The sequence below is a fragment of the Rhodococcus sp. KRD175 genome (assembly GCF_017168275.1).
GTDB classification, from domain to species: domain Bacteria; phylum Actinomycetota; class Actinomycetes; order Mycobacteriales; family Mycobacteriaceae; genus Rhodococcoides; species Rhodococcoides fascians.
The window spans coordinates 406,013-432,516 of record NZ_JABFAQ010000015.1 but is presented as its reverse complement, the minus strand read 5'-3'; the positions used below and the strand labels follow the sequence as shown (position 1 = coordinate 432,516).

Below are 26,504 nucleotides of genomic sequence, written 5' to 3'. Positions count from 1 at the left end.
GCCGACAGACGTCGGCGACACCAGAACCAACTCAGTCGAGTCGAGCCAACACGATTCGCAGGCCGATGACACTGGCGATGGGGAACAGGGCAGCGACCAGCCATGGGATTGCTGCTCCCCAGCCGGTGTCGGGTGACGCGTCGATCACCGCTCCGACGGCGATCGAGCCGAGGAGTACCCCGATGCCGCCGAGGGAGGCCATGAATCCGTAGTACGACCCGAGTCGCCGTTCGGCAGCCATCTTGGGGACGAGGTCGCGCGCCTGCGGCATTGCGATCATCTGTCCCAATGCCAGCAGCAGCACGAACAGGGCGGCCGGAATCAGGCCGACGAGCCCCGTCAGCTCCAGAGGACTGAGGACCGCCACCAGCGCGAAAGAGAGTGCCATGACAGCAAATCCGATCGGCAGCGTGATGCGCGGCGAGACCGCGGCGACGCGTCGGGTGATGGGCAACTGCGTCGTGACGACGAGTACTGCGGAGATTGCGAAGAACCAGCCGAGTACCGTCTGGGTTCCCCAGGCCCGTTCGACCTCGAGGGGGAGCAGCAGATACAGCTGGTTGTAGGCCACCAACTGCGCGCTCATGGCGACGGCGAACAGCACGAAGGTGCGGTTTCGGATCACGTCGGTCCAGCCCGAGAGCCACGGATCGTCGCGGTGTTCGCCGGGCTCGCGCGGCAGCCATCTGATGTGCGCGGCGATGACGAGGACGAAAATGACTGCGGCCGTGAGGCATGCGATCCGAAAGTCGGCCAACAACAGCAGAGATCCGATGAGTGGGCCGGTGAACGATCCGATCTGATTGCACACCGACAACAGCGCAAAGGTCTGAACCCGGGTGGCGCCGCCGCTGCGTTCGCTCTTACCGGCCTCGATGGCGATCGCGGATTCCACTGCGGGAGAGAATAATGCGGCCGCGAACCCGACCAGCACCGTCGCGGCGACGACACCGGCGAGAGAATCGAACGCGGCCAGGCCCAGGAACCCCAGTACCCGCAGGACACAGCCGACGAGGACCACCGGCTTGATGCCCCACCGATCGGCGAGGGTGCCGCCCACGAAGAACAGGCCCTGCTGGGAGAACGTTCGGATACCGAGGACGACACCGACGAGTGCCGCTCCGAGTCCCAGATCGGACGTCAGGTGCACCGACAGATACGGCAACACCATGAAAAAGCCGATGTTGAACGTCATCTGGGTGAGAACCAGCAATCGCACCGTGGGCGTGGCGCGCCCGAGGTCGACGAGAAACGACCACCGCCACCGCGTCGGCGACTTGTCGGTCCTCGAACTCATGTAACGCGCCCTCCTGCATCGACTTTGCCGTCAACGCTACCGGTCGTTCTCACCCGCCCCGACGTCGCGCTGGCTACGGAGACGGCGAGGACGGCCAGTGCGATCAACGACGCCAGCGGTGCTGCCGCGACCCACGGTGCTCGCTCGACGGCGGCTACCCCGTCGGACAGGATCAGTCCCCAATCCGCGGTCGGCGGTTGCGGACCGAGGCCCAGGAATCCGAGGGCGGCGAGCGCCAGAGCGACACCGGGCAGCCGGATCATGGCGTGCCGAAACACGGCCGGCAGCACACCGGGAACGATGGAGCCGAACAGGATTCGACCGTTGCCGGCACCGAGTGTCGGCAAGATGGCGATGTAGGGCTGTGCTCGCGCCTCGTCGACGAGTGCCGCGGTGTGCGCGGCGAGTGGAGCCCACGTCACGATCAGGACCGCGACAGCCGCCCCGCCGGCGCTGGGACCCCAGATCGCGGCGATGAGGATGCCGGTCACGACGGGCGGAGCGGCATTGGTGACCTCCACGAGCCCTCGGGTCGCTCGGGGAATCAGCCCCAGCAGTACCCCGACGAACAAGGCCGCCAGCGTGACCGCCAGCGACAGGCCGATCGACCGCACGGCCCCGTCCGCCACTCGGGCGAGCAGGTCGCGGCCGGACGCGTCGGTTCCGAACGGGAACTCCGACGATGGTCGAGCGAACTTCTCACGTGTGGTGACCTGGCCGTCTCGTGGCAGCCCCACCAGAACCATCACCGCGAGCAGCGATGCGGCTGCAATCGGAACGATCCACCGACGCGGTGACGGGTGGAACACCCCGGCCGGGATCGGCATCGCCTTCTCGTGCAGTGCGCTGCCGAGCAGTAGACGGCGCAACAGTTCCGCCGCGATACCGAGGGCGGCACTGACGGCCAGCAGCAGCAAGATGTCGATCTGCAGGGCGGGCAGGTCCTGCGACTGCGCGTCACCGAGCGTCGAGCGCCCCAATCCCGGTATGGCGAAGACCTTTTCGACGGCCACTGCACCGCCCGTCATGGCGACCATGATCAAACCGACCTGCGAGGCGAGTCCGGGGACGGCCCGGCGCAACACAGCGACGGCGATCTGCCGCCGCGAGAACCCGGCCACCGTCCACGTGATCACCCATCCCTCGGTGAAGGACACGGCTACCGCGTCGGCGAGGAGACGACCGATCAAGCCACCCGCTGGAAGGCCCAGTGCCAGTGCGGGTAACACCGCATATTCCGGCCCGTTCCACCCGTACGCCGGAAACGACAACCACACTGCTCCGACGACCACCAGTACCGAGGCGAGCAGGAACTCGGGCAGGGACGTCAGGGCAGCGGCGACGCTTCCGCCGGTACGCTTCGGCGTGCCGCGCAGCCCGGCCCGCATGCTCGGCAGGACGACGAGAGCGGCCGTCACGAGCGCGACGACCATCGCGAAACCCATCAGGGTCAGCGAGACGGACAGTGCCTCGAGCGCCCCGGGCAGTACGGGTTTGCCGGTGTTCCAGGATGTTCCGGGATTGCCCGACGCGAGGCCGGTGAGCCAGTTCCAGAAGGTCCGTAGCGGCCCGGCGTCGAGACCGAGGTCGTTGCGGATGGCCGTGAGGGCCTCGGGCGTCGCTTCTTGCTCGGCGGAGCGTGCCCGCAGAATGCTCAGTGCGGGGTCTCGGTCGGACAACCACGGCAGCATCCCGACGAGCAGTACGACGCCCGCCACCGAGAGCAGCCGTGAGACAGTCGTTCTCACTGCCTACTCGAAGGCGGTCTGGTTGGTGATCAGCGTCCGCTCGCGTGGATCGCGGGCCACGCCGGTCACGTTCTCGGACTCGCCCTGAATGACGCGTTCGTGCAGCAGCGGTACGGCGGCATCCTTCTCGAGGATCAACTTCTCGGCCTCGAGGATCGCGGTACGTCGAGCGTCTCCCGGATCGGTGGCTGCGGCGTCGGCCAGCGCGACGTCGACCTGTGGGTCGCAGAACTGCGAGATGTTGAACGAGCCCTCGCAGGCGAAGTCGGAGTACATGTACGCAGCCGGATCACCGGAATCGAGCACGGTGGCGCGGGAGAGGATGAACGCATCGAAAGCGCCGGCGAGAGCATCGGTTTCGATGAACTGATATTCGCGCACGACCTGTTCGACGACGAAGCCCTTGGCTTCGAGCTCCTGCTGCAGCAGCACCGCGACCTCGGGGAGTTCGGCTCGGTCCGTGAACGTGGCGAGGGTGATCTTCTTCCCTGCGGCGTCGCCGGCCGGGGTCTGCGTACGCGACGGCCGGTCGGCGGCCCACGGCAGAGCGGGGCCGAGCAGTCCGTTCGCGGCGTCGGCGCGGCCCTCGTACACCTGATCGACCAGACGGTCGCGGTCGATCGATTCGCGTGCGGCTGCGCGCATGGCCGGGTCTGCGAAGACCCCGGACTCGGTGTTCAGGTACAGGGTGTTGGTGCGCGGCATCGGCACCTCGTGCACGAGTGCCTGATCGACGTTAGCGGCCTGAGACACCGGAATCGCCTCCACCACATCGGCTGTGCCGTTGCGTAGCGCTGCGGCGCGGGCCGTGCCGTCGGGTACGAAGTCGACGTCGATGCCGGAGACCTTCGCCGGCTCTCCCCAGTAGTTCTCGTTGCGGTCGAGAGTGGCTGTCGACGTGCCGTTCACGGCCTTCAGCACGAAGGGCCCGGTGCCGGTTCCGATGGGGTTGCTGCTGCCCGTCGAGTACGCGTCGGGTGCCAGGATGGCCAGCTGCGGGCTCGACAGTCGTTGCGGTACCAGTGGATCGACGTCGGCAGTGGTCACGGCGACGCTGTCGGCGTCGGTGGCGGTCACCGTCATCTCGACGCCGTCGAGGATGCGCGGCTTGGGGGCCGACTGTGTGGCCGCGGTGAGCGCGGTGACGACGGCCGCTGCGTCGAGCGGGACTCCGTTGTGGAACGTGACGTCCGGCCGGATGTCGAAGTTCCAGGTCCGATCGTCCACGCGGTTCCAGGCGGTGGCCAGACCCGGCTCGGCCTCACCGAGATCGTCGAGAACGATCAACGTCTCGGCGGTGGACCAGCGCGACAGCTTGAAGGCGTCGTCACTGAACTGGGACAACCCCGAACGAGGTGGCTGCAGCATTGCCACGCGCACGCGGTTCTCGCCGTCGTCGGAGGAGGCAGAACTGGACGAAAAGCACCCGGTGAGCGTCAGTGTGCCCACTGCTGCGAGCGCGCCGATGCGAAACATGTTGCTGGTCAATGTAGCTCCTGATTGTGTTACGTGAGCCGAGGAACGGCGTCGATCAGATCTCGGGTGTGCTCGTGCTGGGGCCGAGTGAGAACGCTGCGAACAGAACCGGATTCGACGATGCGACCCTCCTGCATCACCGACACGTCGCTGCAGAGTCTGGCCACGGCCGACAGGTCGTGGCTGACGATCAGCAGCGCACCCGGTAGGCCGGCAAGAACATCGAGCACCTGCTCTCGGAGGTCGGGATCAAGTCCACTGACCGGCTCGTCCGCCAACAGATAGTGCGGCGCGCAGGCCACGGCTCGGGCGATGGCGACTCGTTGTTTCTGCCCGCCGGACAGCTCGGCCGAACGGCGAGCCAGGAAGTGCGCATCGAGTCCGACGGCAGACAATGCGCCGGTGGCCCTGGCTCGGTGATCACCCTCGATACCGAGTAGGCGTAGCGGAGTAGCGACGAGGTCGAGGACGCTGCGGCGCGGGTCGAGACTGGTCGCCGGATCCTGCGGAATGTACTGCACACGGCGGCGGAACCACCGTAGCGATCCGGCCGATCCGGGTCGGACGGTCTGCCCATCGAGCACGATCTTTCCGCCGCTCGGGGCATCGACGGCCAGCAGCAAGCGGAGCAGTGTCGTTTTGCCGGAACCGGATTCACCGACGACGGCAATCCGCCCGGTCGGCGGCACTGCGAACGTGACGGCATCCAACGCGGTGTGCGACGTGCCGTGCCTCTCGTACTGCCGCGTGAGTGCCGTACCCACCAAACCGGCAGACTCGTCCAGGCTCACGACGCAACCAGCTGCCGGAACGGATCGGCCGCCCGAGCCACATCGATCATCTGTCGCGTTCGATCCGAGCAAGGATTCTTGAGTACCGTTGCAGTGGCACCGGATTCGATGATTCTGCCGGAATCGAGAACCAGCAGGTGGTCGCACAACTGCGCGGCGACGGCGATGTCGTGGGTGATCAGCAGCAGCGACGGCACCTGCCGCAGAGCGTCGAGAACGCGCGCCTGACTCAGGACGTCCAGTGCCGTCGTCGGTTCGTCGGCGATCACGAGCGAGCTCTCGCGCGCCAATGCCACTGCGATGCAGACTCGTTGACGCTGCCCACCCGAAAGTTCGAGTGGGTGCGAGACCAGGACGCGCGCGGTGTCGTGCAGACCCACTCGCGCGAGAAGCGCGGCGGCGTCGGGCGTGCGGAGTTGTTTGCCGACGGTGACCGTCGGGTTCAGCGCCGTCGCGGAATCCTGGAAGACCATCGCCGGGCGTGCGGTGCGCGGCCGCCGCGGGGTCGGAACACCGGCGACATCGTGGCCGTCGACGACGACGCGACCGGAACACGTGATGCCCGGCGGGAGGTATCCGACCAGAGCCGAGGCGATGGAGGACTTGCCCGAACCCGAGGCGCCCAGCAGGCCGACGCGTCGACCCGTGGGTATCTCGAACGAGACGCCGTCGACGATGCGGGTGCGTCCGGCGTCGATGCGGAGATTCTCGACGACGAGCACGACGAACTCCTGAGCCTGGAAGTGGGAATGACTTCGACAATCGTTGTCACTTGAACCTTAGGCGAGCGCCGGTACGGAAACAACTCGACCTGCTTAAGCTGGACGAGTGAGCAGACCGAGGGATGCGCAGCGGTCGGCGGTGTACGACGCCGAACAGATGGTGCGGATCATGTTCGATCGAGCCGAGGAGCGCGACAACCGCGTCGTGACGGTGTTGGGCTCACAGATCACGCTGCCGATCGAGCGGAAGTTCGCCTCGTTGGAATCCGTGCAGAGCTATGTCGATGCGGTGCTGGCGCTGGACTGGATCGCGACTACCTGGCCCGACGCCGGTCGGACGGTGACCGTCCGGGCCAGATCCGGATCGGGTGCCGCCCACTACGAACGCGACGCCGCGACCATCGCTGTACCCCTGCATCAGGGCAATCGGGCCTGGGCGCTGCGCGAGCTGGTGGTGCTCCACGAACTGGCTCACCACTTCGGTGACGAGGACGAGCAACAGCACGGCGGAGCGTTCGTCGATCGCTACATCACGTTGGTCGGCGACATCGTCGGCTCCGAGGCCGGGTTCGTCCTCCGAGCGATGATGGCCGAGAGCGGAGTACGAGTCGGCTGATCTCGATCGACGTGCATCGCGCGAAACGAGGTGCATCATGGGTGAGACAGCCCACACGACGAGGAGACGTACATGACCGTCAAGATCGGTGTTCAGCTTCAGCCCCAGCACGCGCCCGACTATCAGCTGATCCGCGACGCGGTGCTGCGGTCCGAAGACGCGGGGGTCGACATCGTCTTCAACTGGGACCACTTCTATCCGCTGTACGGCGACCTCGACGGCGCGCATTTCGAGTGCTGGACGATGCTCGGTGCCTGGGCCGAGCAGACGTCGAACGTGGAGATCGGCGCGCTCGTCACCGGAGGTGGCTACCGCAACCCCGACCTGCTGGCAGACATGGCGCGCACCGTCGACCACATCAGCGGCGGCCGGTTGATTCTCGGCATCGGTGCCGGATGGAACGAGAAGGACTACGACAACTTCGGCTACGAATTCGGTACGGCCGGTTCACGTCTGGCGCTGCTCAAGGAGAGCCTCGGCAGGATCCGGCACCGCCTCGACGTCGGTAACCCGGCCCCGACGCGCGACATCCCGATCCTCATCGGCGGCGGCGGTGAGAAGAAGACCCTCAAGCTCGTGGCCGAGTACGCCCACATCTGGCACAGCTTCGCCGACCTCGATGCACTGAAGCGTAAATCCGAGATCCTCGCCGAGCACGGCACCACCGTCGGGCGGGACACCTCGGGCATCACCCGCTCGGTCTCGTGGCCGGGCGCGGACACCGCGCAGGACTTCGTCGACGCCGGAGCCACGCTGTTCACCGTCGGTACCGGGGGACCGGATTACGACCTCACGGAACTGGGCGAGGCCATCGCGTGGCGGGACGCACACCGCTAAACGCGATTGAGGTGAGGGAATTTCGGGAACAAGCGGGTTGCTTCATACAACTGCAATGTGATTGTCGTGTGCCTCCATCGGCACGATAGCCTCGTTCGTCCCTCCCGATTGCACCTAGGAGCTTCATCTTGAACACACGTCGTTTACGAGGCCGTGCCATCGCAGCAGTTGCTGCGACGCTCGCACTCACGCTCGGAGCCGTCGCGTGTTCCGACGGAAGCTCGGGTGGCACCGGCGAGAACGCTCTGGCCGGTTCCGACCAGGCCTCGCTCGACAAGTACACGACCGACAGCGTCACCGCGCTCGATCAGATCGACACCGCGAACCTCGGTCTGATCAAGCCGGGAACGTTGTACGTCGGCACCCTGTCCGACGCGCCGCCGAACATCTTCATCGACGATGCAGGCAACTTCACCGGCTTCGACAACGAGCTGCTCAAAGCCGTCGCAGCCAAGCTGAACCTCACCGTCGAGTTCTCGGCGACCGAGTTCTCGGGCCTGCTCGCAGCGGTCAACAACAAGGTCTACGACGCCGGTTCGTCGTCCATCTCGACCACGGACGCCCGTCGTCAGACCGTCGGCTTCACCAACGGGTACGACTTCGGCGAGATGGCCTTGGTCGCGAAGAACGACTACTCGATCAAGACGATCGCCGAGTTGAACGCCGATCAGCGCATCGCCGTGGTGCAGGGCACCGTGCAGGACGACTACGTCACCAACACCCTCGGCATCGAGCCGGTGCGGTTCCCGGATTACAACACCGCGTACGCGAACGTGAAGTCCGGTCAGGTCGACGCCTGGGTCGCGCCGTCGCAGCAGGCAACCGGTCAGGTCAAGACCGAGGACGGTGTCTCCATTCTGGAGAAGACCATCAACACCACCAACTTCACCGCCTACGCCGTCGCCAAGGACAATCAGCCGTTGATCGACGCCCTGAACGCCGGCCTCGACGCCGTGGTCGACGACGGCACCTGGAGCACGCTCGAGAAGCAGTGGTACCCGGACCGTGAGGTCCCCGCCGACTGGAAGCCGGGCAGCAAGGCGTCCGTTCTGCCGGCGTCGTAAGGGCACTCGTACCTCATGAGCACTCTGTCGAATCTGTACGACACGTTCTTCGATTGGGAACTGATCGGCGAGACCATTCCCAAACTGGTTACGGTCGGATTGCCGAACACCCTCATTCTGGCGGCCTCGTCGGGAGTGATCGGTACCGTGATCGGACTCGGGCTGGCGGTGGCGGGTATTTCCCGCACCCGCTGGCTGCGGTGGCCGGCGCGGGTGTACACGGACATCTTTCGTGGACTACCCGCCGCCGTGGTCATCCTGCTCATCGGCCTCGGGTTCGGCCCGACGCTGACCCAATTCACCGGCAGTAGAAGCCCGTTCCCGTTGGGCATCCTGGCGCTGTCGTTGATGGCAGCGGCCTACTTCGGTGAGATCTTCCGCTCCGGCATCCAGAGCGTCGACTCCGGGCAGCTCGAAGCCTCCCGCGCACTGGGTTTCAGCTACCGACGGTCCATGAACCTGGTGGTCGTGCCGCAGGGCATTCGGCGCGTGCTGCCTGCGATCGTCAACCAGTTCATCTCGTTGATCAAGGACAGCTCGCTGATCTACTTCCTGGGTCTGCTTGCCTCGCAACGAGAATTGTTCCGCGTCGGCCAGGACACCGCCGCCCAGACCGGCAATCTCTCGCCGCTGCTGGCCGCCGGATTGTTCTATCTCATCCTGACCATCCCGCTGACGCACCTGGTCAATTACATCGACCGACGCCTGCGATCCGGTAAGGCCGACACCTCGGGCACCCTCGGTCCCGTCGAAACATCCATCGTGGTGGAGAGGTAGCCGACGTGACTTCAGTTTCTCTGACCGGCAAGGACATTCACCTGTCGTTCGGTACCAACAAGGTTCTGCGTGGGGTGAGCCTGCATGTCGACGCAGGTAAGACCACCACTGTCATCGGGCCTTCGGGCTCGGGTAAGTCCACGCTGTTGCGGGCCCTCAATCGCCTGCACGAGCCCGAGCAGGGAGACATCCTGCTCGACGGCAAGTCGGTGCTGAAGGACAATCCCGACGAACTTCGTCAACGCATCGGCATGGTGTTCCAGCACTTCAACCTGTTCCCGCACAAGACCGTCGCCGACAACATCGCGCTCGGGCCGCAGAAGCTGCTGGGGCTCAACAAGGATGCGGCGCGCGCGGCCGCGATGGAGCAGCTCGAACTGGTGGGCCTGGCCAACAAGGCGGATTCGCGTCCGGGCAATCTCTCCGGCGGCCAGCAGCAGCGCGTCGCCATCGCGCGAGCACTGGCCATGAAGCCTGAGGTGATGTTCTTCGACGAGGCCACCTCTGCGCTGGACCCGGAATTGGTCAAGGGAGTGCTGGCGTTGATGGCCGACCTCGCCAAGGGCGGCATGACGATGGTCGTGGTGACCCACGAAATGGGCTTCGCTCGGTCGGTGTCCAACAAGGTCCTGTTCATGGATCACGGCAGCGCCGTCGAAACCGGAACGCCGGAGCAGTTGTTCGACGATCCGCACACCGATCGACTGAAGACATTCCTCTCGCAGGTGCTGTAGCAGCGACCGGTCAGCCTGGCACCTGATACAGGCGCCAGTTCGGTTGATCGGCACCATCGTTCGGTACTTCGAGAACGAGTGGATACAGTTCTGCGCCGTTGTCGTAAATGGTGGGGTACCGCCGGTTGATCGCATCGGATACCCCGCGGCCCTCGTTCGGCACGGTCAACAGATATCGCACGCCTCCGGTTGCCGGGTCGTTGAGAATCTTGGTGAAGTCGAGGTCGGACGGAATCACGAACCGGGTCGGGTGCTCCGACGCCGCCACGACGGCAAACCCGTAGACGGTGTCGACCAGGATCGAGCCCTCGGGTAGATCCTGACTGTCGAGATAAGAGGCGAGTCGGCGTTCGGTGGAGAACGAGTCGATGATTCGCCGGGCTGCCACAGCCCGAGGGTCGTCGGCCGAGGGATTTCGGTCGAAGAGCGCCCCGAGTGCGTACTGCTGACTCGACAACGACGGCTGCACCATCGCCCACCCGGTGATCGGAAGACCGAGTGCACAGAGAAGGACGACCCCGGCCGCGGCCACGGAACGCAGGGCAGGCAAGGCGGGGCGGTTCCTTCGGTACGCACCCGCGCGTCGGGTGGCCAGGTCTGGACCGGCCGGAAACAGCTGCACCGCAACCACAGCGGCCAGAGGTACGGCGCACACGAAGAATCTCAGGAAGCCGAACGTGGAGCCGGTGATGTAGCTCGCAGCCTGAAATGCGAGCACCCCGCCCAGAAGCACGGGGGCAACCAAGAACTCGAGATCCCGGCGACGTATCGCCAGTACCGTCGCGAGCGGTAGAGACACCGCCAACGTCGGCCCCAAGGCAATCATTGCAGCGAGGGAGAACAGGCCGGTGCTCAACAAGTCGCCACTGGACCCACCGGACTGCGCCAGAATCGCGGCGTTTCCGTAGCTGGAGGACAGCTGCGCGAGCGCTTCGCCGGTGATCAACCAGCTCGTGGTAATCCAGACCAGGAAGGCTGCCGCACCGGGGCCGGCAACGAGTACAGCGTCGAGAATTGCTCTGCGCCGCATCTCTTTCCAATGCACTCGACCCCGGCGGAGTGCCGTGACGGCCGCCACGAGCACCGCGGTGAGCGCTATCGGGACGACACCCTCGTAGCGGGTGAGGAAGGCGAGCGCCAGAGCGATGCCGACCAGAACGAGATCGTGCACATCGTCGGTGCCGACCCATCGAATCAACCGCCGCACCGCCCAGCACATACAGAACAGGAACCCGGCCTCGCTCATGCCGTTGGCTCCGTAGAAGACGATCATCGGGTTGACCGCGAACAACACCGTGACCAGTAGGCAGTAACGACCGGGAAGTCCACGATCTCGGCAGATTCCGTGGATCATCACCACTGCACCGGCCATGAACACAGCCGACACGGCAATACCCGAGATGTTCCACCGGGTGATACCCGGCCACCAGGATGCGAAGGCGACAATCGGCAATTGTGCCAGCGCGGTCAACGGCGTGAAGATGAACCCGATGGCAGAGACGTGCGGATCCCGGCTGAGCAACACCGCCTGCGCAGCCGAGGTTCGCGACAGCGCATCCCCCAGCATGTAGCCGAACCGCATGCTCAGAGTCAGTCCCACCGCCAGGTAGCCCGCCAGAGCGGTACCGAACACGACCGCTGGGGTCCGCGACGTCATGGGGTCTGCTCCTCGCTGGGGCCGGTCTCCGGCGCGGGTCCGGACAGGCCGTGAAAAGTTTTCTCCCAGTAGGACGGACTACGTACCAACTGCCAACAGCCCTTGATGGACGCCACGCTCATCATCACCCAGTACAGGGGCATCGTGAGGCTCGGAACCAACAGGTAGGCGTTGTCGCTCTCCCTGCTTGCGATCAAGTACATGTAGATCGTGGCGATGTTGCCCACCACCAGAGACAACAACGAGAAGTAGTAGATGTACGGCGGAAAGAGTTGCGCGATCAGCGTCGGCTGGCCGAGAATCCACGCTGCCGTGGTGAACCAGAAAACCATGTTGATGCACGCGGTGATGGGCGTTCCCGCGAGTAGCAGGGTGAATCTGTAGGTGCCCACCGGTCCGAGCACGCGAACGGTCGCGAGCGGCCTGCGCATGTGCACCAGCCAGGTCTGCAAATAGCCTTTGTACCAACGGGACCGCTGGCGTACCCAGTTGATCGGATCGCTGTTCGCCTCTTCGAGGGTGGTCGAGTCCAGAACCGCCGTGGAATAGCCCGAGGCCGCGATTCGGACACCGAGGTCGGCATCCTCGGTGACGTTGAACCCGTCCCAGGCACCGACCTCGTCGATGACATCGCGCCGAAGATGATTGGAGGTTCCGCCGAGGGGGATCGGCGACGTGCTGGCCATCAGACCCGGTAGCAGGTATCCGAACCACAGTGCATAGTCCGCGGTGAACCATCCGGTCAGCAAATTCTGAGAACCGTTGTGGAACGCCAGCTTTGCCTGAACACAGGCCACGGTGTCGGGCAGCCGCTCGAATGCCGCCACGACACGACGCAGCTGCAATTGCTCGGGCAGATCCTCGGCATCGAAAATCGTCACGATCGACCCGGTCGCGAAATGCAGGCCGTAGTTGCAGGCTTTCGGCTTGGTGCGGGGATCGCCGGCAGGCACCAGCACGACGTCGACGAGATCGCTGACGCCGCTGCGCGCAGCGGCCTCGATGGTGACGTCGTCGTCCTCTTCGAGCAGCAACAGGACCTGCAGCTTTTCGGCTGGATAGTCCAGACCCGTCATCGCCGCAATGAGGTCACCCACCACCTCGGGCTCGTCGTACGCCGGAACCAGAATCGTGTACAGCGGCAACCGATCGTCGGGAATCGCTCGAGCCTGCTCGTCGGTCACGGTGACGATTGCGGCAGCGTCGAGACCGCGGGAGAACAGCAGGAGGCGGTCGATCATTGCCAGGAGATATCCGATGGTGCATAGAACCGTGACCGCGAGCAGAGTCCCGATCGGGGCGAACACCACACAGGCAACGAGGAGCACCGCAGCCACGATCGCCGTGTACTTCTGCCATGGCACGAAAGCAATCGCAGCCGAAGCCAACGGATTTCGGACGGCGAGCCCGTTGATGGCATCGTCGAGCGCCGCCGCTTTGAACTCTGCCGTTTCGGTGCCGACGCGGGGCGGCGACGGCCGCGAACTCCGAGAATCGTTCATCTCGCCGAACCGTCCCCGGAGCGCCACTGCTGGCGGAGCAACCCGGTCCCGAAGGTGGTCAGCAGTTCAAGATCCTTGTACTCCGGATCGTCGTCGACGGACACCGCATTCCCACGCAGAAACGTCCCGATGGCAGTTCCGAGATTCGACGCCATCGAGGGCGTCGGTTGTGGGAACTCGGCATCGGCATCGTGGTTGTCGACGCTGATGATGGTCACACGCTGCGTCACATCGCCTCGTTCCCAATCGAATACGAGCTTCGTCCAGGTGAGCAACAGAGCGTCACTGACGGAGGTGTACAAGGAGCCCGTCACTCCGCGACCGAGATCGATGCGCAGCGGATGGCTCGTACGGGTGTTGGAGAGCCGATAGAGCGTGCTCTCCGGGTACACAGCAAGACTGGCCCGATTCGCAGTGGACAACACGTCGACCACCACCGTCCGTGGCCGCCCACGAACATCCCATGCGGGATTTCCGACGTCTGCTCGCATGGTTTGTCGAACCAACGAAGACGATTGCCCGAAAAATGCCCTCACCCAGTCGAATTCCTGCAGGTCCGTTCGGGTGAAGCCAACGGGTGGCATGAGTGGCTCGGATACCGGTCCCGGTGGTCCCGCAACCGTCGACAACTCCATTCGACCGGGCAGCGGAACGAAGAACAGAACTACCGCAGCAACGATCGCAACGGCCTTCGAGCTCGGCGACCACTTCGCCGTGAGCGACCCGACCCGGCGCGGCTGCCGGGCGTCGAACCGACCGCGACGGGCCACGACATAGAAGGCACCTCCCGTGACCGCGGCTGCGCCGACGGTCGGGACGAGCTGCAACCAGACGATGTCGACTTGTGGCCACATCGCCAACATGACTGCGGCAACGACGAATCCGGTCGACACCGTGCACCCGAAGCCCAGCCAACCCCGACGTGCGGTTCGGCCGACGGCAATGGCACCTGCGATGCCGGCCAGCAGCACCATCACCGCCGCATACGCAAACCTGCTGCCACCGAATCCGATGGCGACCAACCGGTAGCCCAGCGGACTCAACGCCAACAGCAACAGCCACACAGACCAGAATCGTCCGACCGGCCGCAGCCCGAACATCAGAATCGCCCCGCCGAAGAAGAAGGCAAGTGCCGCCAAGACATCCAAGTGGGCGAGTTCGTACTGGTCTGCGTACCGGGGTAGCCACAGCGCCTTGATCGCGATGGAAACCAGCAACGCGATGCCGCCGACTATGTTGTCGGTCTGGCGGTCGTGGATGGGCAATTCGTCGGCTCGTCGCCGCGCCACCCCCTGAGCCGCAACCACTGCCAGCAGCGGCAGCACGAAAACATATGCGGTGATGGCTCCGTCGGCTGCCTCCTGGGCAAGCCGCACCCAGGTGGAGAAGAAAGCCACCACCACGCAGCAGACCAGAACGGACCACCGAAATACCAGAACGGCGATTGGGCCGCGAGACAACCTGAACCGCGTGAAAGACCGCGGCAGCTGCCCATCCTCGCTCATTGCGAGCCGCTGTCTCGACCCGGATCGCGCGCCGAGCGACGTGATCGGACGGCGAACACCAATGCAGCGACGCCGCCGACTGCAAGTACCGCCAGGCCGACTCCGACGACGACCACCACCATCCGATCGGAGGTCCCGTCGTCTGTGGCCGCCGCCGCGCCGTCTGCTCCGGACAATGCACTGCTGGACAACGACATCGGCTCCGTGTTCTGCGCGCCGAAGAGGATATCGCCGTCCAGCGCAAACCACCGCGCCGGATCGGCATCGAGCCAGGACAACATGCCGTCGAGTTCGTCCGGTGCCGAATTCCACGACGCCACGAGGACGGCGTTGCTGCGCACCGACGTGACCTGCATCGTCGCCAAGGGCTCGGCGATATCCACCGTGAGCTCGGTGGCACCGCCCGCGGCCTCGGGGTCCGTGATTCGGAAGGTCGTCTCGTCGACCGAGGACAGCGGCAGCGTCACCGAGTCCGGAAGCTCTGCGACAGGCGAAATCACGACGGCTGGTGCGCTACCGTCGAGCGCCTGCTCCATCGATACGACCTCGGGATCGAGCGGCAGGCTCGACAACCGCTGCAAGCCGATCGCGAGGGTGACAGCCCGGACAACTCCGGCGTAGGACTCGTCGGCGAGAGCTATGTCGAACTGCGGCATCAAGGCCTGCGGCATCGACCGCCATCCCAGTGGCACCGGTGACGACGAATCGGTGGATCGCACGAGCGTCGAACCGGCTACGGTGACAGTCGTTTCGGCGGCGGCAGCGCAGGAGCTGCCGGAAGAGGCCGACGGATGGTCGACGGAAACATCGAGAGTCCCCACGCGAGAGAGTGCGGTATCCGGGATGTCGATCCATCGATCGAGACGGCCGGTGTCGTCGGCCTCCCAGACTTCGAGTGGCGATCCGTCGACCGAGGCTCGCACAGATCCGGCACCCGGGGTGTAGCTGCCGATCAGGTGCACGGACACGCTCCCGGCCGATCGTCCGAGTCGCGTCTGATCGATATCGACAGATGCGGTTGCCGTGGAACCTCCTGTGCCGGAGACGGCTCCGATTCCGAGGTCGTCGAGGGTGATCGAATCGGGTGCGAGTCGAGCCTGGGGTGCCCCCGGTCCGGCCAATGCCGAGGTGCCGATTGCGATCTGGGAGAGATCTCTGGTGATCAACCGGGCTTGATCGGTGAGATCCGATCCCGTACCGGCGAGGTACAACCGTGGGGGAGCCTGCTCGACGGGGTAGATCAACTCGGCACCGGCGTCGGAGTTCTTCGTCAGCACGATCGATCTTTCGAACGAGCCGTCGGGTACCGCCCCCTGAAGCTCGCTGTCCGGGCGCACTTCTACCTGGACCGGCTGCGCACCGTAGTGGTGTACCACGGATGTGGCCACAGTTGTTGCTGCGGTGATAGTTTCGCGGTCAGGCGTGGCGGGCACGAACAGCGTCAACTTGCGCAGCAGCACCGGTAGGAAATCAGCGATGGTCCCCGGGACGGCCGGCGCTCCCGAGTAGTCGACGGTCGCATCGATCAATCGGACCGCGTCCGAATCGGGATCGGGGCAGTAGCGATCGTCGGGAATGACGGAAGGGATCAGATCGAGTGGAATCACTCCGTCGACCGTTCGCGTAGCGGCCAGCGGAATCGACACCGGAGTGGTCGGGGCAGCGCCGTCGAGGGCGATACGAGTGATCGGACGCCCGTCCGATTCGACGTCGACCCACCCGCGATCGAGCCAAGCGGGCGTGGTCAGCACCGCGTTCAGGGTCGACGGAACGGCCCCTGCAGGAGATGGCACCGTCACCCTCGTACGCGGTCCTGTCAGGTCGACCGTGGTGGACTGCCCCAAGCCCAACTCGGGAAAAGTGAAACGAGAGAGCTCGTCTGCGCTTGCAGCAGTGGGTTGGTCCTGATCGCCGGGTTGCGCCGACGCTGTGGTCACCGAAAGCAATATCGGGACCACGGCGAGAGCTGTCACAGACGCAGCGCGAACGATTCGCATGAGAAATGTCCAGTCTTCGAAATGAACGGAGAGTCAAGAGAATAGCGCGACTCGTTGGCGCGCAGGACTTTCGGAGTGCCGATCACAATACTCACAGCACGCAAACAGCGCCAGAACCCGCCGTTGAATTCGGTTTCTCCGACTGTAACGGCGATTCAGTTCGCTCTTTGTCGATTCCGTCGATCAACAGCCGACAATGTCCTCCGGCGCGGAGTCGAATTCGGTAAAGCCGCTCGTCATCGACGGCTTCGGAATCTACGCATCCGCGTCTACCATTACGGCGATGCGCATCGCGTCGAAAGTTCTTCAGTGCATTCTCGGTGCTGTCCTGATGTCGACGGTCGTACCGGGCATGGCCGAGACCGCCACGGCGGCACCTGTTGCCGGCGCTCGTGTCTCCGCGAGCACCGATGGTCTCGCACTCGACGGTCGACCGTGGTGGCCGACCGGGTTCAACGCCTACCAACTCGCCACCGATTGGTCGGTCAATGCCGGATGCGGGGCGATGGTGGACCTGGACAGTTACTTCGAGGCGCTTCCTCCGCATTCGCTGACCCGGTTCGACGCCTTTCAGGCATTGGCGATCAACCGATTCACCGGTGCCCTCGACTTCGGGCCGATGGATGCGGTCTTCGCCGCAGCCGAGGCTCACGATCAACTCCTCGTACCGGTGCTGTCACCCCAGGACGGGGCGTGCGAGGGGAACGTCTTCAAAGACAGGCAGTGGTACGTCGACGGCTGGACGACGGCCCCCGGCACGCCCACCTCGACCGCGAAGATCAGCTTCGAGCAATGGATGCTCACCGCTGCGAATCGATGGAAGGACTCGTCGGCGTTGGCTGCGTGGGAGCTCGTCGGTGAACCGGAGACGAGTTCGTGCACGGATACCTCGTGCTCCTGGTCCAGCCGAACGTGTACGGCCGGTGCTGCAGAGGTGCTTCGCTCGTTCTTCGACACTGCAGGACAACAGCTCCGCTCCGTCGATCCTCGCACTGTGATCACAGCGGGCCTCACCGGCGGCGGCCAGTGCGGAAGCCAGGGTGACGAGTACGAGTACCTCGCCCAGTCGCCCTTCGTCGATGTGTTGCAGTACCACGATTACGGTGCCGACGGCGTGCCGCTGCCCGGAGATCAGTGGAACGGGTTGCAGCGGCGGATCACTCAGAGCGCCGCGGTGGGCAAACCCCTGCTGGTCGGGGAGATCGGTCAACTCGCCGGCTCGTGCGGCGATGTCGATTCTCGAGCAACCGGTATTGCCGCGAAGATCGACGGCCAGCGTGCCGCTGGTACAGCAGGGGCGCTGTTGTGGGCTTTCGTACCGGATCCGCGGCCTACGGACTGCACCTACGACATCGGACCGTCGGATCCGCTGTGGCAGACGATCGGACGTTAGGGCAACCTCGTTCTCCCCAACTTCACCTGAACGTTCCTTTACTTTCGCTTTTGGGTGACAGCGTGCCGTGACATGAAGCCACTGCCCCTGTTCGCCGTTCACGACGGAAGCTCCAAACGATCATCGTTGACCTGCAAGTACAAGTGCGGCGATGCCTGTTTCCACGAGATTCCCAATACGTCGAAGGGCCAGTACTTCGGCGACATCGTCAAGACCGCGATGTCGCGGCGCGGCGTCATCAAGGGCGGGGCCATGGCAGTGCTCGCCGTCGGTGCCGGTAGCGCACTGGCCGCATGTTCGACCGACGAGCCGGCCGCGACCGGTAGCGCAACCACGGGTACGTCGGGAACCGATACTCCGCCCGTCGACGGCGTGGATTTCGTTGCAGTGGAACCGAACACCGAGGATGCCGTCGTCGTTCCCGACGGTTACGAGCAGGGCATCGTCATTCGGTGGGGCGACGCCGTCGTCGCGGGCGCACCGGCCTTCGACTTCGACAAGCAGACCGGCGCGGCGCAGGAGAAGCAGTTCGGTTTCAACAACGACTTCGCCGGCCTGCTGCCGATCGAGGGCACGCCCAACGCCCACCTGCTGGTGGTCAACCACGAGTACAGCACGGAACCGGCAATGTTCAAGGGCTACGACGCGGAGAACCCCACCCGCGAGCAGTTCGACGTAGCCCTTGCGGCACACGGCCTTTCCGTCGTACAGGTGCAGGGCGAATCGGGCACCGGCAAGCTCACCCCCGCTATGGGCCAGTACAACCGGCGCATCACCGGCACCACCGAGTTCGTCATCACCGGGCCCGCCGCAGGCAGCGACTTCCTCAAGACCAGCGTGGACCCCACCGGCACCAAGGTGTTCGGCACGTTCAACAACTGCTCGGGCGGCCTCACCCCGTGGGGAACGGTGCTCTCCGGCGAGGAGAACTTCAACCAGTACTTCGCCAATGCCGAAAGCGTCACGGATGCGACTGTGGCCAAGCGCCTGTCGCGCTACGGCGTCGAAGGCGCCGCCAGCGAACGTAAGTGGGAGCGCTTCGACAAGCGATTCGATCTGGCGCAAGAACCCAACGAGGTCAATCGATTCGGCTACATCGTCGAGGTGAATCCGTGGGATCCGCAGTCGGCACCGATCAAGCACACCGCTCTCGGCCGGTTCAAGCACGAGGCCGCGACCATCCACGTCACCGACGACGGCACGGTGGTGGCGTACAGCGGCGACGACGAGCGCTTCGACTACATGTACAAGTTCGTCTCGAGCCGAAAGATGATGCCCGGCACCGGCCAGGCCGCGATGCGCAACAACCTGACCTTGCTCGACGCCGGCACGCTGTACGTCGCCAGCCTCACCGGTGATACGCCCGACGAGATCGACGGCTCGGGCGCGCTGCCCTCCAACGGTGAATTCCGTGGCAGCGGAACGTGGATTCCCTTGCTCGAAACCGGCGAGGACGGCCGCGGCAAGTCTCTCGTCGACGGTATGTCGGCCGAGGAGGTGGCCGTGTTCACCCGTCAGGCGGGTGACTCCGTGGGCGCAACCAAGATGGACCGCCCGGAGGACTTCGAGCCGAACCCGGTGACCGGCAAGGTGTATGTAGCACTGACCAACAACTCCAACCGCGGCACCGAGGGCAAAGCGGCGGCCGACGAGGCCAATCCCCGCAACAAGAACAAGAACGGGCAGGTACTCGAACTCGACGACGACCACGCCGGGACGTCGTTCACGTGGAACCTGTTGTTGGTCTGCGGTGATCCGAACGAGGCCGACACGTATTTCGGCGGATTCGACAAGAGTCAGGTCAGCCCTATCTCGTGCCCCGACAATCTCGCGTTCGACTCGAAGGGCAACCTGTGGGTCTCGACCGACGGCAACGCCCTCGATTCCAACGACGGCCTGTTCGCCGTGGTGCTCGACGGCCCCCGTCGCGGCGAGACACGTCAGTTCCTGACCGTCCCCGCCGGCGGCGAGACCTGTGGCCCCATCGTCACCGACGAGCGCGTCATGGTCTGCGTCCAGCACCCGGGTGAAAGCGACGACGCCACCGCCGACGCACCGATCTCGCACTGGCCCGACGGCGGCGACACCCAACCGCGGCCTTCCATCGTCGCGGTGTGGAAGTCCGCCTAGCCCAGACTGTTTCGATAGAGCCACGATGCCCGTAGTCGAATCCTCGACTACGGGCATCGGGCGGTGTTCACTTCGCCACCGACGACGCGATCAAATCCTCGACCACGGCGGCGATCACCGCATTCGCGTGCTCGGGGTTGGTCACCACCGACACCGTTCGGGTCGGTGCATCGATGACGTCGATCATGTGCAGTTCGGGGAGGATCGACGCCAAGGACGACGGCAGCAGTGTCACACCCAACCCTGCTGCGGTGAGTTTACCGATGAGGTCGGCCGAATCGGCCTCCAGAATGCGGCCACGGGGAACCGACGAGCGGGTGAATGCATGATCGGATTGCAGTCTGGCCTCGCTTCCCGCCGGCCGGTCGATCATCGTCATCTCGGACAGGTCGGCCAACCGTATCGAATTCCTTTGAGCCCAAGGATGATCGGGACCGACGAACAGTGACAGTGGCTCGGTCCACAGGGCGGTAACGGTCAACCCCGGATGTGGGCGTCCGGGCGCGAGCCCGATGATTCCGAGATCGAGGTCTCCGCGTGCGATGCCGTCGAGAACGTCGGCGCTCGGCCGCGGCAGCAACGTCACCGACGTGTTGGGAAATCGCTGGGAGATCCGGCCGACCACCGCGGCCAGATCGACACGGGCGAGAGGCGCAATCATGCCGATACGCAGCCGCCTGATGGCGGTCGTGGGATCGGGCGCGACGTCGGCCACCAATCGGGACACGGCACCGAGCACGCTGTGCGCGCGTTCGAGAAAGATCTGTCCGGCCGGGGTGATGGTGACGCTTCGGCTCGTGCGCGCGAACAGTTCTACGCCCAGCTCTTTTTCCAGGTCTCTGATCTGGCTGCTCAGCGCCGATTGAGCGACTCGCAGCCGAGCTGCTGCACGCCCGAAGTGCTGCTCTTCGGCGACCGCCACGGCGTACCGGATGTGTCTGAGTTCCACGCTTCGCAACTCTATCTGTTTAGACGATCGATCGTTCGTAACGTTCTATTGGACAGCTGGATGTGCAACGAGCACCCTTGTTCATGTGAAGACAGCAAGCACCTCGCGCACCGGCGTGAGCACCCCCGTCGTCGCCCTGATGGCGATCGCCACCGGACTCTCGGCCGGCGGCAACTATCTCAACCAGCCGCTGCTCGACCTCATTGCCACCGAATTCGACGTGTCCGAGACGGCCGCAGCCACCTCGGTGACCGTCGCACAGATTTCCTATGCCCTCGGCCTGCTGCTCATCGTGCCTCTCGGCGACGTCGTCGATCGCCGTAAGTTGAGCGTCGGGCTGATGATTCTCGCTGCGACGGGTCAGGCAATCACCGGATTCGCTCCCGGCCTCTCCTGGCTCCTCGTCGGCACGGCGATCGCTGGACTGTTCTCGGTGGCGGCGCAGGTGATCGTGCCGTTCGCCGCGTCGATGGCGCACCCGGAGCAAGCGGGACGCATCGTCGGAGTGGTCATGGGCGGGTTGCTGACGGGCATCCTGCTGGCCCGCAGCATCTCGGGGCTGCTGTCGTCGGTGACGGGGTGGCAGGGCGTCTACCGTGTGGCCACGGTGTTGATGCTGATCGCCGCGGTCGGCCTGTGGCGGGTGCTGCCACGCAACACCGTGACGGCGGACGTCACCTACGGCTCGGCGCTGGTGTCGATGATTCGGCTGGTGCGCACCCACCCCAGGCTTCGGACTCGCGCGGTGCTCGGCGGTCTCGGCTTCGCGTCGGTGAGCACGGTGTTCGCGACGATGACGCTGTTGCTGTCGTCGAGGTTCGGTTTCGGTGCCGTCCAGATCGGACTGATCGGATTGGCCGGTGTCGGCGGCGCGTTGATGGCCTCCGTCGCGGGCCGGCTCGCAGACCGCGGACTGGTGCAATGGGCCAGCGGTACCTGTGCGGTTCTGCTGATCGCACTCTGGCCGATGTTCGCCGTCGGCGGCCACTACTGGGTGGTGTTCGTGGTCGCATTCGTACTTCTCGACCTGGCACTGCAGGGCGTGCACGTGAGCAACCAGCACATCGTCTACGCCCTGGAACCGGCTGCTCGCGCCCGAATCAACTCCGTCTACATGACGACGTACTTCGTGGGCGCCTCAGCAGGATCTGCCGTCGGGACGTTGGCGTGGAAGCATTTCGAGTGGGCAGGTGTGTGCGCTGCGGGGGCCGTGTTCGCGGTCGCCGCACTGCTGGTCTGGCTACTGGATCTGCAGGTGGACGCCCGTCGACGTCGGGAAAACACCTGCGGGACGCCCGGTGGGTCCGAGCCGACGATGGTGAACAGTCACTAATGCGTTCTGTTCCGAGACGTGGTTGAGTCGTTCTCGATGAGACGTGGGTAACACTCACGCTGCCGACGGCGACATACCCAGAGTCGGCACGAACAAACCATAGAAACACGAACTACTTCTCTTGGCTCGGAGGCGCACCCATGACTGTCGTGAACGATCGCATCCACGTGGCTCTCACGGAACTCGACCCGTCCGATTACGCGGTGCCGACCATCGCACCGATTCGTACGGCCGGCCACCTCGACCCGGTGTTCTGCATCCACCCCCTCGTCGGGCTGGTCGACTGCTACGCGGAACTCGCAGCACACGTCGACGACGCGCGTCCCATCTACGGCGTCCAGGTCCCGACGTCGGGAGAGCTCGCGGAGTCCCTCGTCGCCTTGGCCTCGCAGTACGCCGACGACATCGTTCGCATCCAGACCGACGGGGCCGTACACCTGCTGGGCACGTCCTTCGGTGGAGTACTCGCGCACGCCATCGCCGTCGAGCTGCAGAGTCGCGGCGTCACGGTCGGTGCACTGACGTTGCTCGACAGCGACCCCGTTCGGTCCAGCGCCGACAGCGCCGACCTGCTCGGGTCCATGGGCGACGACATCGATCGCAGCCACGCCGAAGAGTTGCTCGCCGTTGCCTCGCACAACGACGAACTCGCCCAGCGGCACCTGCCGGGCATCTACTTCGGCGACATCCTCGCCGTGTCCTCGATGGGAACCGACTCAGGGTCCGCGTGGCACCCCTTCGTCTGCGGCACGATCGCCAAGTACCTCGTGCCCGACGCCACCTCGTTCGACGTCGTCGGCCCGCTGGTCGACAGCTACCTCGGCTGACCCGGCCGGCTCATCCGAGCCAATCCAGCACGGCGGCGGCCGTCCAGGACTGCTGCATGCTGCCGAGCGGCTTGCCGGTGAACGGCTCGTAGTACTCCGCGAAGCTGCCGTCACTCGCCTGACGCAGACCCTCGTCTCGCAAAGACAGTGATCGCTCCGACCACCCGCGGCGTGCGAAAGCCCACGAGAACAGCCATGTCATCACCGGCCACACCGGTCCCCGCCAGTACTCGCGAGCACGGAAGTCCTTCGACACCGGGGACGTCGACGGCGGTACCGCGTACCGCAGGTCCGGATGTCCGCAGAACCGGGTGCCCTCGAAGATCCGAATGAGATTGCGCTCCTGCTCGCGCGGCAATCCTCCGCACAGCAGCGGCGCGAACATGGCAATGGTCTCCGTGCCGATCCACTGACCCGTCCGCAGATCGAAATCTCGTGCCCCGCCCGAACGCGTGTCGGTGGTCGCGATGACTCCCTTGCGGAACTTGTCCGCCCACCCGCGCAATTCGCGCACATCCGAGCGCGGCCGCGAGTGGTCCTCTCCGATGGTGGCGAGGACGTCGCACGCGACGGCGAAGATGGCACTGACGAACACGTCCTCGACGGCGAAGCTCATCTTGGTCTTCAACGCATCGTCGTCGTAGCCGACCTGTTTCATCTCCTCCACCAACCAGATGTAGCGGTCGTACTCGAGATTGCTTGGCCGCTGAGACGAGTCCGTGATGACCGCCTTGTCCTCGCGAAAATACGGATCCATCTCACCGGCAACCACATTGGCGTAGGCCGAATCCCATCGCGGCGAATTGTCCATGCCGGACTCCCAGCCGTGGAACAGCGCGATGCGTCCGTTGTCGTCGACGTCGCGGGCCTGGGCGAGCCAACGATGCCACCGCACCAGATCACCCCAGCGGCGATCGAGGAACTCCTCCGCCACCGCTCGCGTCGTGCGGCCGTGGCGTTTGGAGTGATCGAGGATGCGCTGCACGGCGATCGCGTGGACGGGCGGTTGGGTGATTCCGGAGGTCTGCGGACTCATCGGAGCGTGGGTCGCCAGCGTCCCGGTGGCCCACCGCGCAGGGCCGGGGAAGTAGCCGTCGACACCGTTGGCGAACACGATGTGCGGAATCATCCCGTTCTTCCACTGCGCCGACAGCAATGTGTCCATCTCCACGACGGCCCGCTCGACGCTCAACGGTGCCAAGCCGACGGAAACGAATGCGGCGTCCCAACTCCACATGTGCGGGTACAACCTGGGTGCTGCGCTGGTCATGGTGCCCAGGTCGTTGCCTCGGAGCAGATACGCCGCACGTGCGGCCAGCTGCGTGGAAGTGAAACCGCGATCGCCCATGCAGATAGTTTGCGTCCGGCGGCCGATTTCTGCTCGGTTGGATTGCGGACCGAAGGTGTCCGCGATCGCTCCTAGTGTGAGTTTCACCAGCTACAAGGAGGAAAACGATGGCCACCGAGAACACCGACATTCAGAAAATGCTCGCCGAACAGCGCGCGAACTTTCTCATCACCGTCCGCGGCATCAGCGAGGAACAGGCGCGTACCCGCACCACCGCGAGCGAGCTGACCCTCGGCGGACTGCTGCACCACGTGATCAGCAACGAGCGCCACTGGATGACAGTGATCGCAGAGCTGGACGAGACGGCCGAATTCGACATGGCCGCCGCCGGCAGCGAGTACGTGATGGCCGAGAACGAGACCGTCGCCGGACTCGTCGCCGAATGGGAAGAGGTGGCCGGTGCCACCTCGGCAGCGCTGGAAACGTTGGACCTCGAACTGTCGGTACCTGTCCCGACGGCACCGTGGGCACCCGAACGAATCTGGCAGAGTGCACGATTCACGGTTCTGCACATCCTTCGAGAAATCTCCCAGCACGCCGGCCACGCAGACATCATTCGCGAGGAACTCGACGGCGCGAACACCACCCAGGCATGGGCATCCGAGGCGGGGATGAGCTTCTAGCTAACCTGAGTTCATGACTCGTACTGCGTTGGTGACCGGAGCAAGCCGGGGTCTCGGGGCCCATATCGCTCGATTGCTCGCTCCGGACCATCACGTGTTGCTGGGTGGTCGGTCCACCGAGTCCCTCGCCCCCATTGTGTCGGAACTGTCCGGGTCCACCCCGTGGCCGGTGGAACTGACCGATCCGGACGCGGTGGCCGCTGCCGCGTCGAACATCGATTCTCTGGATGTGTTGGTGCACAACGCCGGGGTGGCAGCACTCGGGACGGTCGAAGAGTCGACGGCGGACGATTGGCGTCGCCAGTACGAGGTGAACGTCATCGCCGTCGTCGAACTCACTCGATTGCTACTCCCTGCACTGCGCTCCGCCGAAGGCCATGTGGTGCTGATCAATTCGGGTGCCGGCATACGCGCCAACCCGGGTTGGGGTGCCTACGCGGCGAGCAAGTTCGCGCTCCGCGCCTTCGCTGATGCACTGCGCCTCGAGGAGCCGACGTTGCGCGTCACTTCGGTGCACCCAGGACGCATCGACACCGAGATGCAGCGGGAGATCGTCGCGCACGAAGGCGGGGAGTACGACGGCTCGAAGTTCTTGCAGCCCAGCACCGTTGCCCGTGCAGTGCGCAACGCAATCGATACCCCCGCCGATGCTCACCCCACGGAATTGGTGCTCCGCACCAGGTGAGCGAAACTTCGTAGCAGGGGTCGAGTTTCCACTCACAACATGAGGTTCGTCCCGGCGTTGTTTACAGCACCGACTGCATCTCCCTCTTCACCCTTGCCAGTAGACGAATGGAGTCTTCTCATTCACTCGGATGATCTATCGCTTACGGTCCGGGGCGGCGACTGCCAAAGAGCTCGGGAACGCATCCACAGGTTTCAGCAACGCGGACAATCCAGCGTCAGAGCTCGTCCAGTTTCACGATGCCGTCTTGCAGGGCGCGCGCGACGAGTGCAGCTTTCGTTGGAGCGGCGCGTCCGACGCGGGAGTACTTGTCGCGGATTCTCGTGAGGTGCGTGTTGACGGTGCCCAATGCGATGTGGAGGCGTGCGCCCACGTCGACCTTGGAATCGCAGTCCAGCCACGCCTTGAGCACGGTGATCTCACGCGCGGTCAGGCCCGGTGAGGTGTACACCCGCACAGCCCGCGTAGGCGCAGGTGTGGGCCTTGCTCCGCC

21 protein-coding genes and 1 pseudogene are annotated in these 26,504 nt (G+C 64.8%); 10 read left to right on the top strand and 12 right to left on the bottom strand.

Annotated elements, in window-relative coordinates; translation table 11 throughout:
• Nucleotides 1-31: 31 nt before the first annotated feature.
• From J1M81_RS22335 to J1M81_RS22315, 5 genes are read right to left on the bottom strand one after another with little or no spacing between them, the layout of a single operon-like run.
• Nucleotides 32-1,297, bottom strand: a complete 1,266-nt coding sequence (locus J1M81_RS22335) for an MFS transporter (RefSeq protein ID WP_206498862.1) — start codon at nt 1,295-1,297, stop codon at nt 32-34.
• Entirely contained in the window at nt 1,294-3,045 is a 1,752-nt protein-coding gene (locus J1M81_RS22330; RefSeq protein WP_206498861.1) for an ABC transporter permease subunit, read from the bottom strand. The genes J1M81_RS22335 and J1M81_RS22330 overlap by 4 nt, the downstream gene beginning before the upstream one ends.
• A gap of 3 nt (nt 3,046-3,048) precedes the next feature.
• A complete protein-coding gene (locus J1M81_RS22325) occupies nt 3,049-4,533 on the bottom strand; it encodes an ABC transporter substrate-binding protein (RefSeq protein ID WP_230595169.1) in 1,485 nt (494 codons plus the stop codon).
• 17 nt (nt 4,534-4,550) lie between these two features.
• Nucleotides 4,551-5,312 (bottom strand): ABC transporter ATP-binding protein, encoded by a 762-nt coding sequence (locus tag J1M81_RS22320; RefSeq protein ID WP_206498860.1) that lies wholly within the window; start codon nt 5,310-5,312, stop codon nt 4,551-4,553.
• The gene (locus J1M81_RS22315) at nt 5,309-6,034 is read right to left on the bottom strand and encodes an ABC transporter ATP-binding protein (RefSeq protein WP_206498859.1); all 726 of its coding nucleotides are present in this window, start codon (nt 6,032-6,034) and stop codon (nt 5,309-5,311) included. Before J1M81_RS22315 ends, J1M81_RS22320 begins: the two co-directional genes overlap by 4 nt.
• A gap of 106 nt (nt 6,035-6,140) precedes the next feature.
• Here J1M81_RS22315 and J1M81_RS22310 point away from each other — a divergent pair, with 106 nt between their 5' ends.
• The 4 genes and pseudogenes from J1M81_RS22310 (at nt 6,141) to J1M81_RS22295 (ending at nt 10,062) form a co-directional block, all read left to right on the top strand.
• Entirely contained in the window at nt 6,141-6,650 is a 510-nt protein-coding gene (locus J1M81_RS22310; RefSeq protein ID WP_032367655.1) for a TIGR04338 family metallohydrolase, read from the top strand.
• A 72-nt stretch (nt 6,651-6,722) separates the two neighbouring features.
• Complete coding sequence (locus J1M81_RS22305) at nt 6,723-7,487, top strand: LLM class F420-dependent oxidoreductase (protein ID WP_032367654.1); 765 nt, start codon at nt 6,723-6,725, stop codon at nt 7,485-7,487.
• A 125-nt stretch (nt 7,488-7,612) separates the two neighbouring features.
• Nucleotides 7,613-9,328: pseudogene (locus tag J1M81_RS22300) on the top strand (ABC transporter substrate-binding protein/permease).
• 5 nt (nt 9,329-9,333) lie between these two features.
• Nucleotides 9,334-10,062, top strand: a complete 729-nt coding sequence (locus J1M81_RS22295; RefSeq protein ID WP_174557188.1) for an amino acid ABC transporter ATP-binding protein — start codon at nt 9,334-9,336, stop codon at nt 10,060-10,062.
• 10 nt (nt 10,063-10,072) lie between these two features.
• Here J1M81_RS22295 and J1M81_RS22290 read toward each other — a convergent pair whose 3' ends face one another.
• The 4 genes from J1M81_RS22290 to J1M81_RS22275 all read right to left on the bottom strand — a co-directional run bounded on the left by J1M81_RS22290 (nt 10,073) and on the right by J1M81_RS22275 (nt 16,663).
• Nucleotides 10,073-11,719, bottom strand: coding sequence for a glycosyltransferase family 39 protein (locus tag J1M81_RS22290; protein WP_052062925.1), 1,647 nt, complete (start codon nt 11,717-11,719; stop codon nt 10,073-10,075).
• Nucleotides 11,716-13,221, bottom strand: coding sequence for a glycosyltransferase (locus J1M81_RS22285; protein ID WP_206498858.1), 1,506 nt, complete (start codon nt 13,219-13,221; stop codon nt 11,716-11,718). Before J1M81_RS22285 ends, J1M81_RS22290 begins: the two co-directional genes overlap by 4 nt.
• The gene (locus tag J1M81_RS22280; protein WP_155289504.1) at nt 13,218-14,624 is read right to left on the bottom strand and encodes a hypothetical protein; all 1,407 of its coding nucleotides are present in this window, start codon (nt 14,622-14,624) and stop codon (nt 13,218-13,220) included. Before J1M81_RS22280 ends, J1M81_RS22285 begins: the two co-directional genes overlap by 4 nt.
• Nucleotides 14,625-14,722: 98 nt before the next feature.
• Nucleotides 14,723-16,663 carry a hypothetical protein gene (locus tag J1M81_RS22275; RefSeq protein WP_206498857.1) on the bottom strand — a complete coding sequence of 647 codons (1,941 nt, stop codon included), beginning with the start codon at nt 16,661-16,663 and terminating at the stop codon, nt 14,723-14,725.
• 391 nt (nt 16,664-17,054) lie between these two features.
• Here J1M81_RS22275 and J1M81_RS22270 point away from each other — a divergent pair, with 391 nt between their 5' ends.
• Both J1M81_RS22270 and J1M81_RS22265 read left to right on the top strand, forming a co-directional pair.
• Nucleotides 17,055-18,116: a cellulase family glycosylhydrolase gene (locus tag J1M81_RS22270; protein WP_135045441.1), complete on the top strand. Its 1,062-nt coding sequence runs from the start codon at nt 17,055-17,057 to the stop codon at nt 18,114-18,116.
• Nucleotides 18,117-18,188: 72 nt separating this feature from the next.
• The gene (locus J1M81_RS22265) at nt 18,189-20,246 is read left to right on the top strand and encodes a PhoX family phosphatase (RefSeq protein ID WP_032373428.1); all 2,058 of its coding nucleotides are present in this window, start codon (nt 18,189-18,191) and stop codon (nt 20,244-20,246) included.
• Between the two features lie 67 nt (nt 20,247-20,313).
• On the opposite strand, the gene J1M81_RS22260 is transcribed toward J1M81_RS22265, so the two are convergent.
• The gene (locus J1M81_RS22260; protein ID WP_032385226.1) at nt 20,314-21,195 is read right to left on the bottom strand and encodes a LysR family transcriptional regulator; all 882 of its coding nucleotides are present in this window, start codon (nt 21,193-21,195) and stop codon (nt 20,314-20,316) included.
• 139 nt (nt 21,196-21,334) lie between these two features.
• Between J1M81_RS22260 and J1M81_RS22255 the strand changes: the two genes are divergently transcribed.
• Nucleotides 21,335-22,528 carry an MFS transporter gene (locus J1M81_RS22255; RefSeq protein WP_241258380.1) on the top strand — a complete coding sequence of 398 codons (1,194 nt, stop codon included), beginning with the start codon at nt 21,335-21,337 and terminating at the stop codon, nt 22,526-22,528.
• Nucleotides 22,529-22,668: 140 nt separating this feature from the next.
• Entirely contained in the window at nt 22,669-23,355 is a 687-nt protein-coding gene (locus J1M81_RS22250; protein WP_027495037.1) for a thioesterase domain-containing protein, read from the top strand.
• A 10-nt stretch (nt 23,356-23,365) separates the two neighbouring features.
• Here the strand turns inward: J1M81_RS22250 and J1M81_RS22245 are convergent, their stop codons facing one another.
• Nucleotides 23,366-24,703: an amylo-alpha-1,6-glucosidase gene (locus tag J1M81_RS22245; RefSeq protein ID WP_167328992.1), complete on the bottom strand. Its 1,338-nt coding sequence runs from the start codon at nt 24,701-24,703 to the stop codon at nt 23,366-23,368.
• A 107-nt stretch (nt 24,704-24,810) separates the two neighbouring features.
• Here J1M81_RS22245 and J1M81_RS22240 point away from each other — a divergent pair, with 107 nt between their 5' ends.
• Nucleotides 24,811-25,326 (top strand): DinB family protein, encoded by a 516-nt coding sequence (locus tag J1M81_RS22240; RefSeq protein WP_206498856.1) that lies wholly within the window; start codon nt 24,811-24,813, stop codon nt 25,324-25,326.
• A gap of 13 nt (nt 25,327-25,339) precedes the next feature.
• Nucleotides 25,340-26,011 carry an SDR family oxidoreductase gene (locus tag J1M81_RS22235; protein ID WP_206498855.1) on the top strand — a complete coding sequence of 224 codons (672 nt, stop codon included), beginning with the start codon at nt 25,340-25,342 and terminating at the stop codon, nt 26,009-26,011.
• Nucleotides 26,012-26,228: 217 nt separating this feature from the next.
• Here the strand turns inward: J1M81_RS22235 and J1M81_RS26515 are convergent, their stop codons facing one another.
• A complete protein-coding gene (locus J1M81_RS26515) occupies nt 26,229-26,462 on the bottom strand; it encodes a LuxR C-terminal-related transcriptional regulator (protein WP_032367970.1) in 234 nt (77 codons plus the stop codon).
• Nucleotides 26,463-26,504: the final 42 nt, after the last annotated feature.

Bases quoted from the DNA above. Each gene is read 5' to 3' on its own strand.
- J1M81_RS22335 (WP_206498862.1), bottom strand. From the start codon at position 1,297: ATGAGTTCGAGGACCGACAAGTCGCCGACGCGGTGGCGGTGGTCGTTT.
- J1M81_RS22305 (WP_032367654.1), top strand. From the start codon at position 6,723: ATGACCGTCAAGATCGGTGTTCAGCTTCAGCCCCAGCACGCGCCCGAC.
- J1M81_RS22290 (WP_052062925.1), bottom strand. From the start codon at position 11,719: ATGACGTCGCGGACCCCAGCGGTCGTGTTCGGTACCGCTCTGGCGGGC.
- J1M81_RS22285 (WP_206498858.1), bottom strand. From the start codon at position 13,221: ATGAACGATTCTCGGAGTTCGCGGCCGTCGCCGCCCCGCGTCGGCACC.
- J1M81_RS22270 (WP_135045441.1), top strand. From the start codon at position 17,055: ATGTCGACGGTCGTACCGGGCATGGCCGAGACCGCCACGGCGGCACCT.
- J1M81_RS22265 (WP_032373428.1), top strand. From the start codon at position 18,189: ATGAAGCCACTGCCCCTGTTCGCCGTTCACGACGGAAGCTCCAAACGA.
- J1M81_RS22255 (WP_241258380.1), top strand. From the start codon at position 21,335: ATGGCGATCGCCACCGGACTCTCGGCCGGCGGCAACTATCTCAACCAG.
- J1M81_RS22250 (WP_027495037.1), top strand. From the start codon at position 22,669: ATGACTGTCGTGAACGATCGCATCCACGTGGCTCTCACGGAACTCGAC.
- J1M81_RS22245 (WP_167328992.1), bottom strand. From the start codon at position 24,703: ATGGGCGATCGCGGTTTCACTTCCACGCAGCTGGCCGCACGTGCGGCG.
- J1M81_RS22240 (WP_206498856.1), top strand. From the start codon at position 24,811: ATGGCCACCGAGAACACCGACATTCAGAAAATGCTCGCCGAACAGCGC.
- J1M81_RS22235 (WP_206498855.1), top strand. From the start codon at position 25,340: ATGACTCGTACTGCGTTGGTGACCGGAGCAAGCCGGGGTCTCGGGGCC.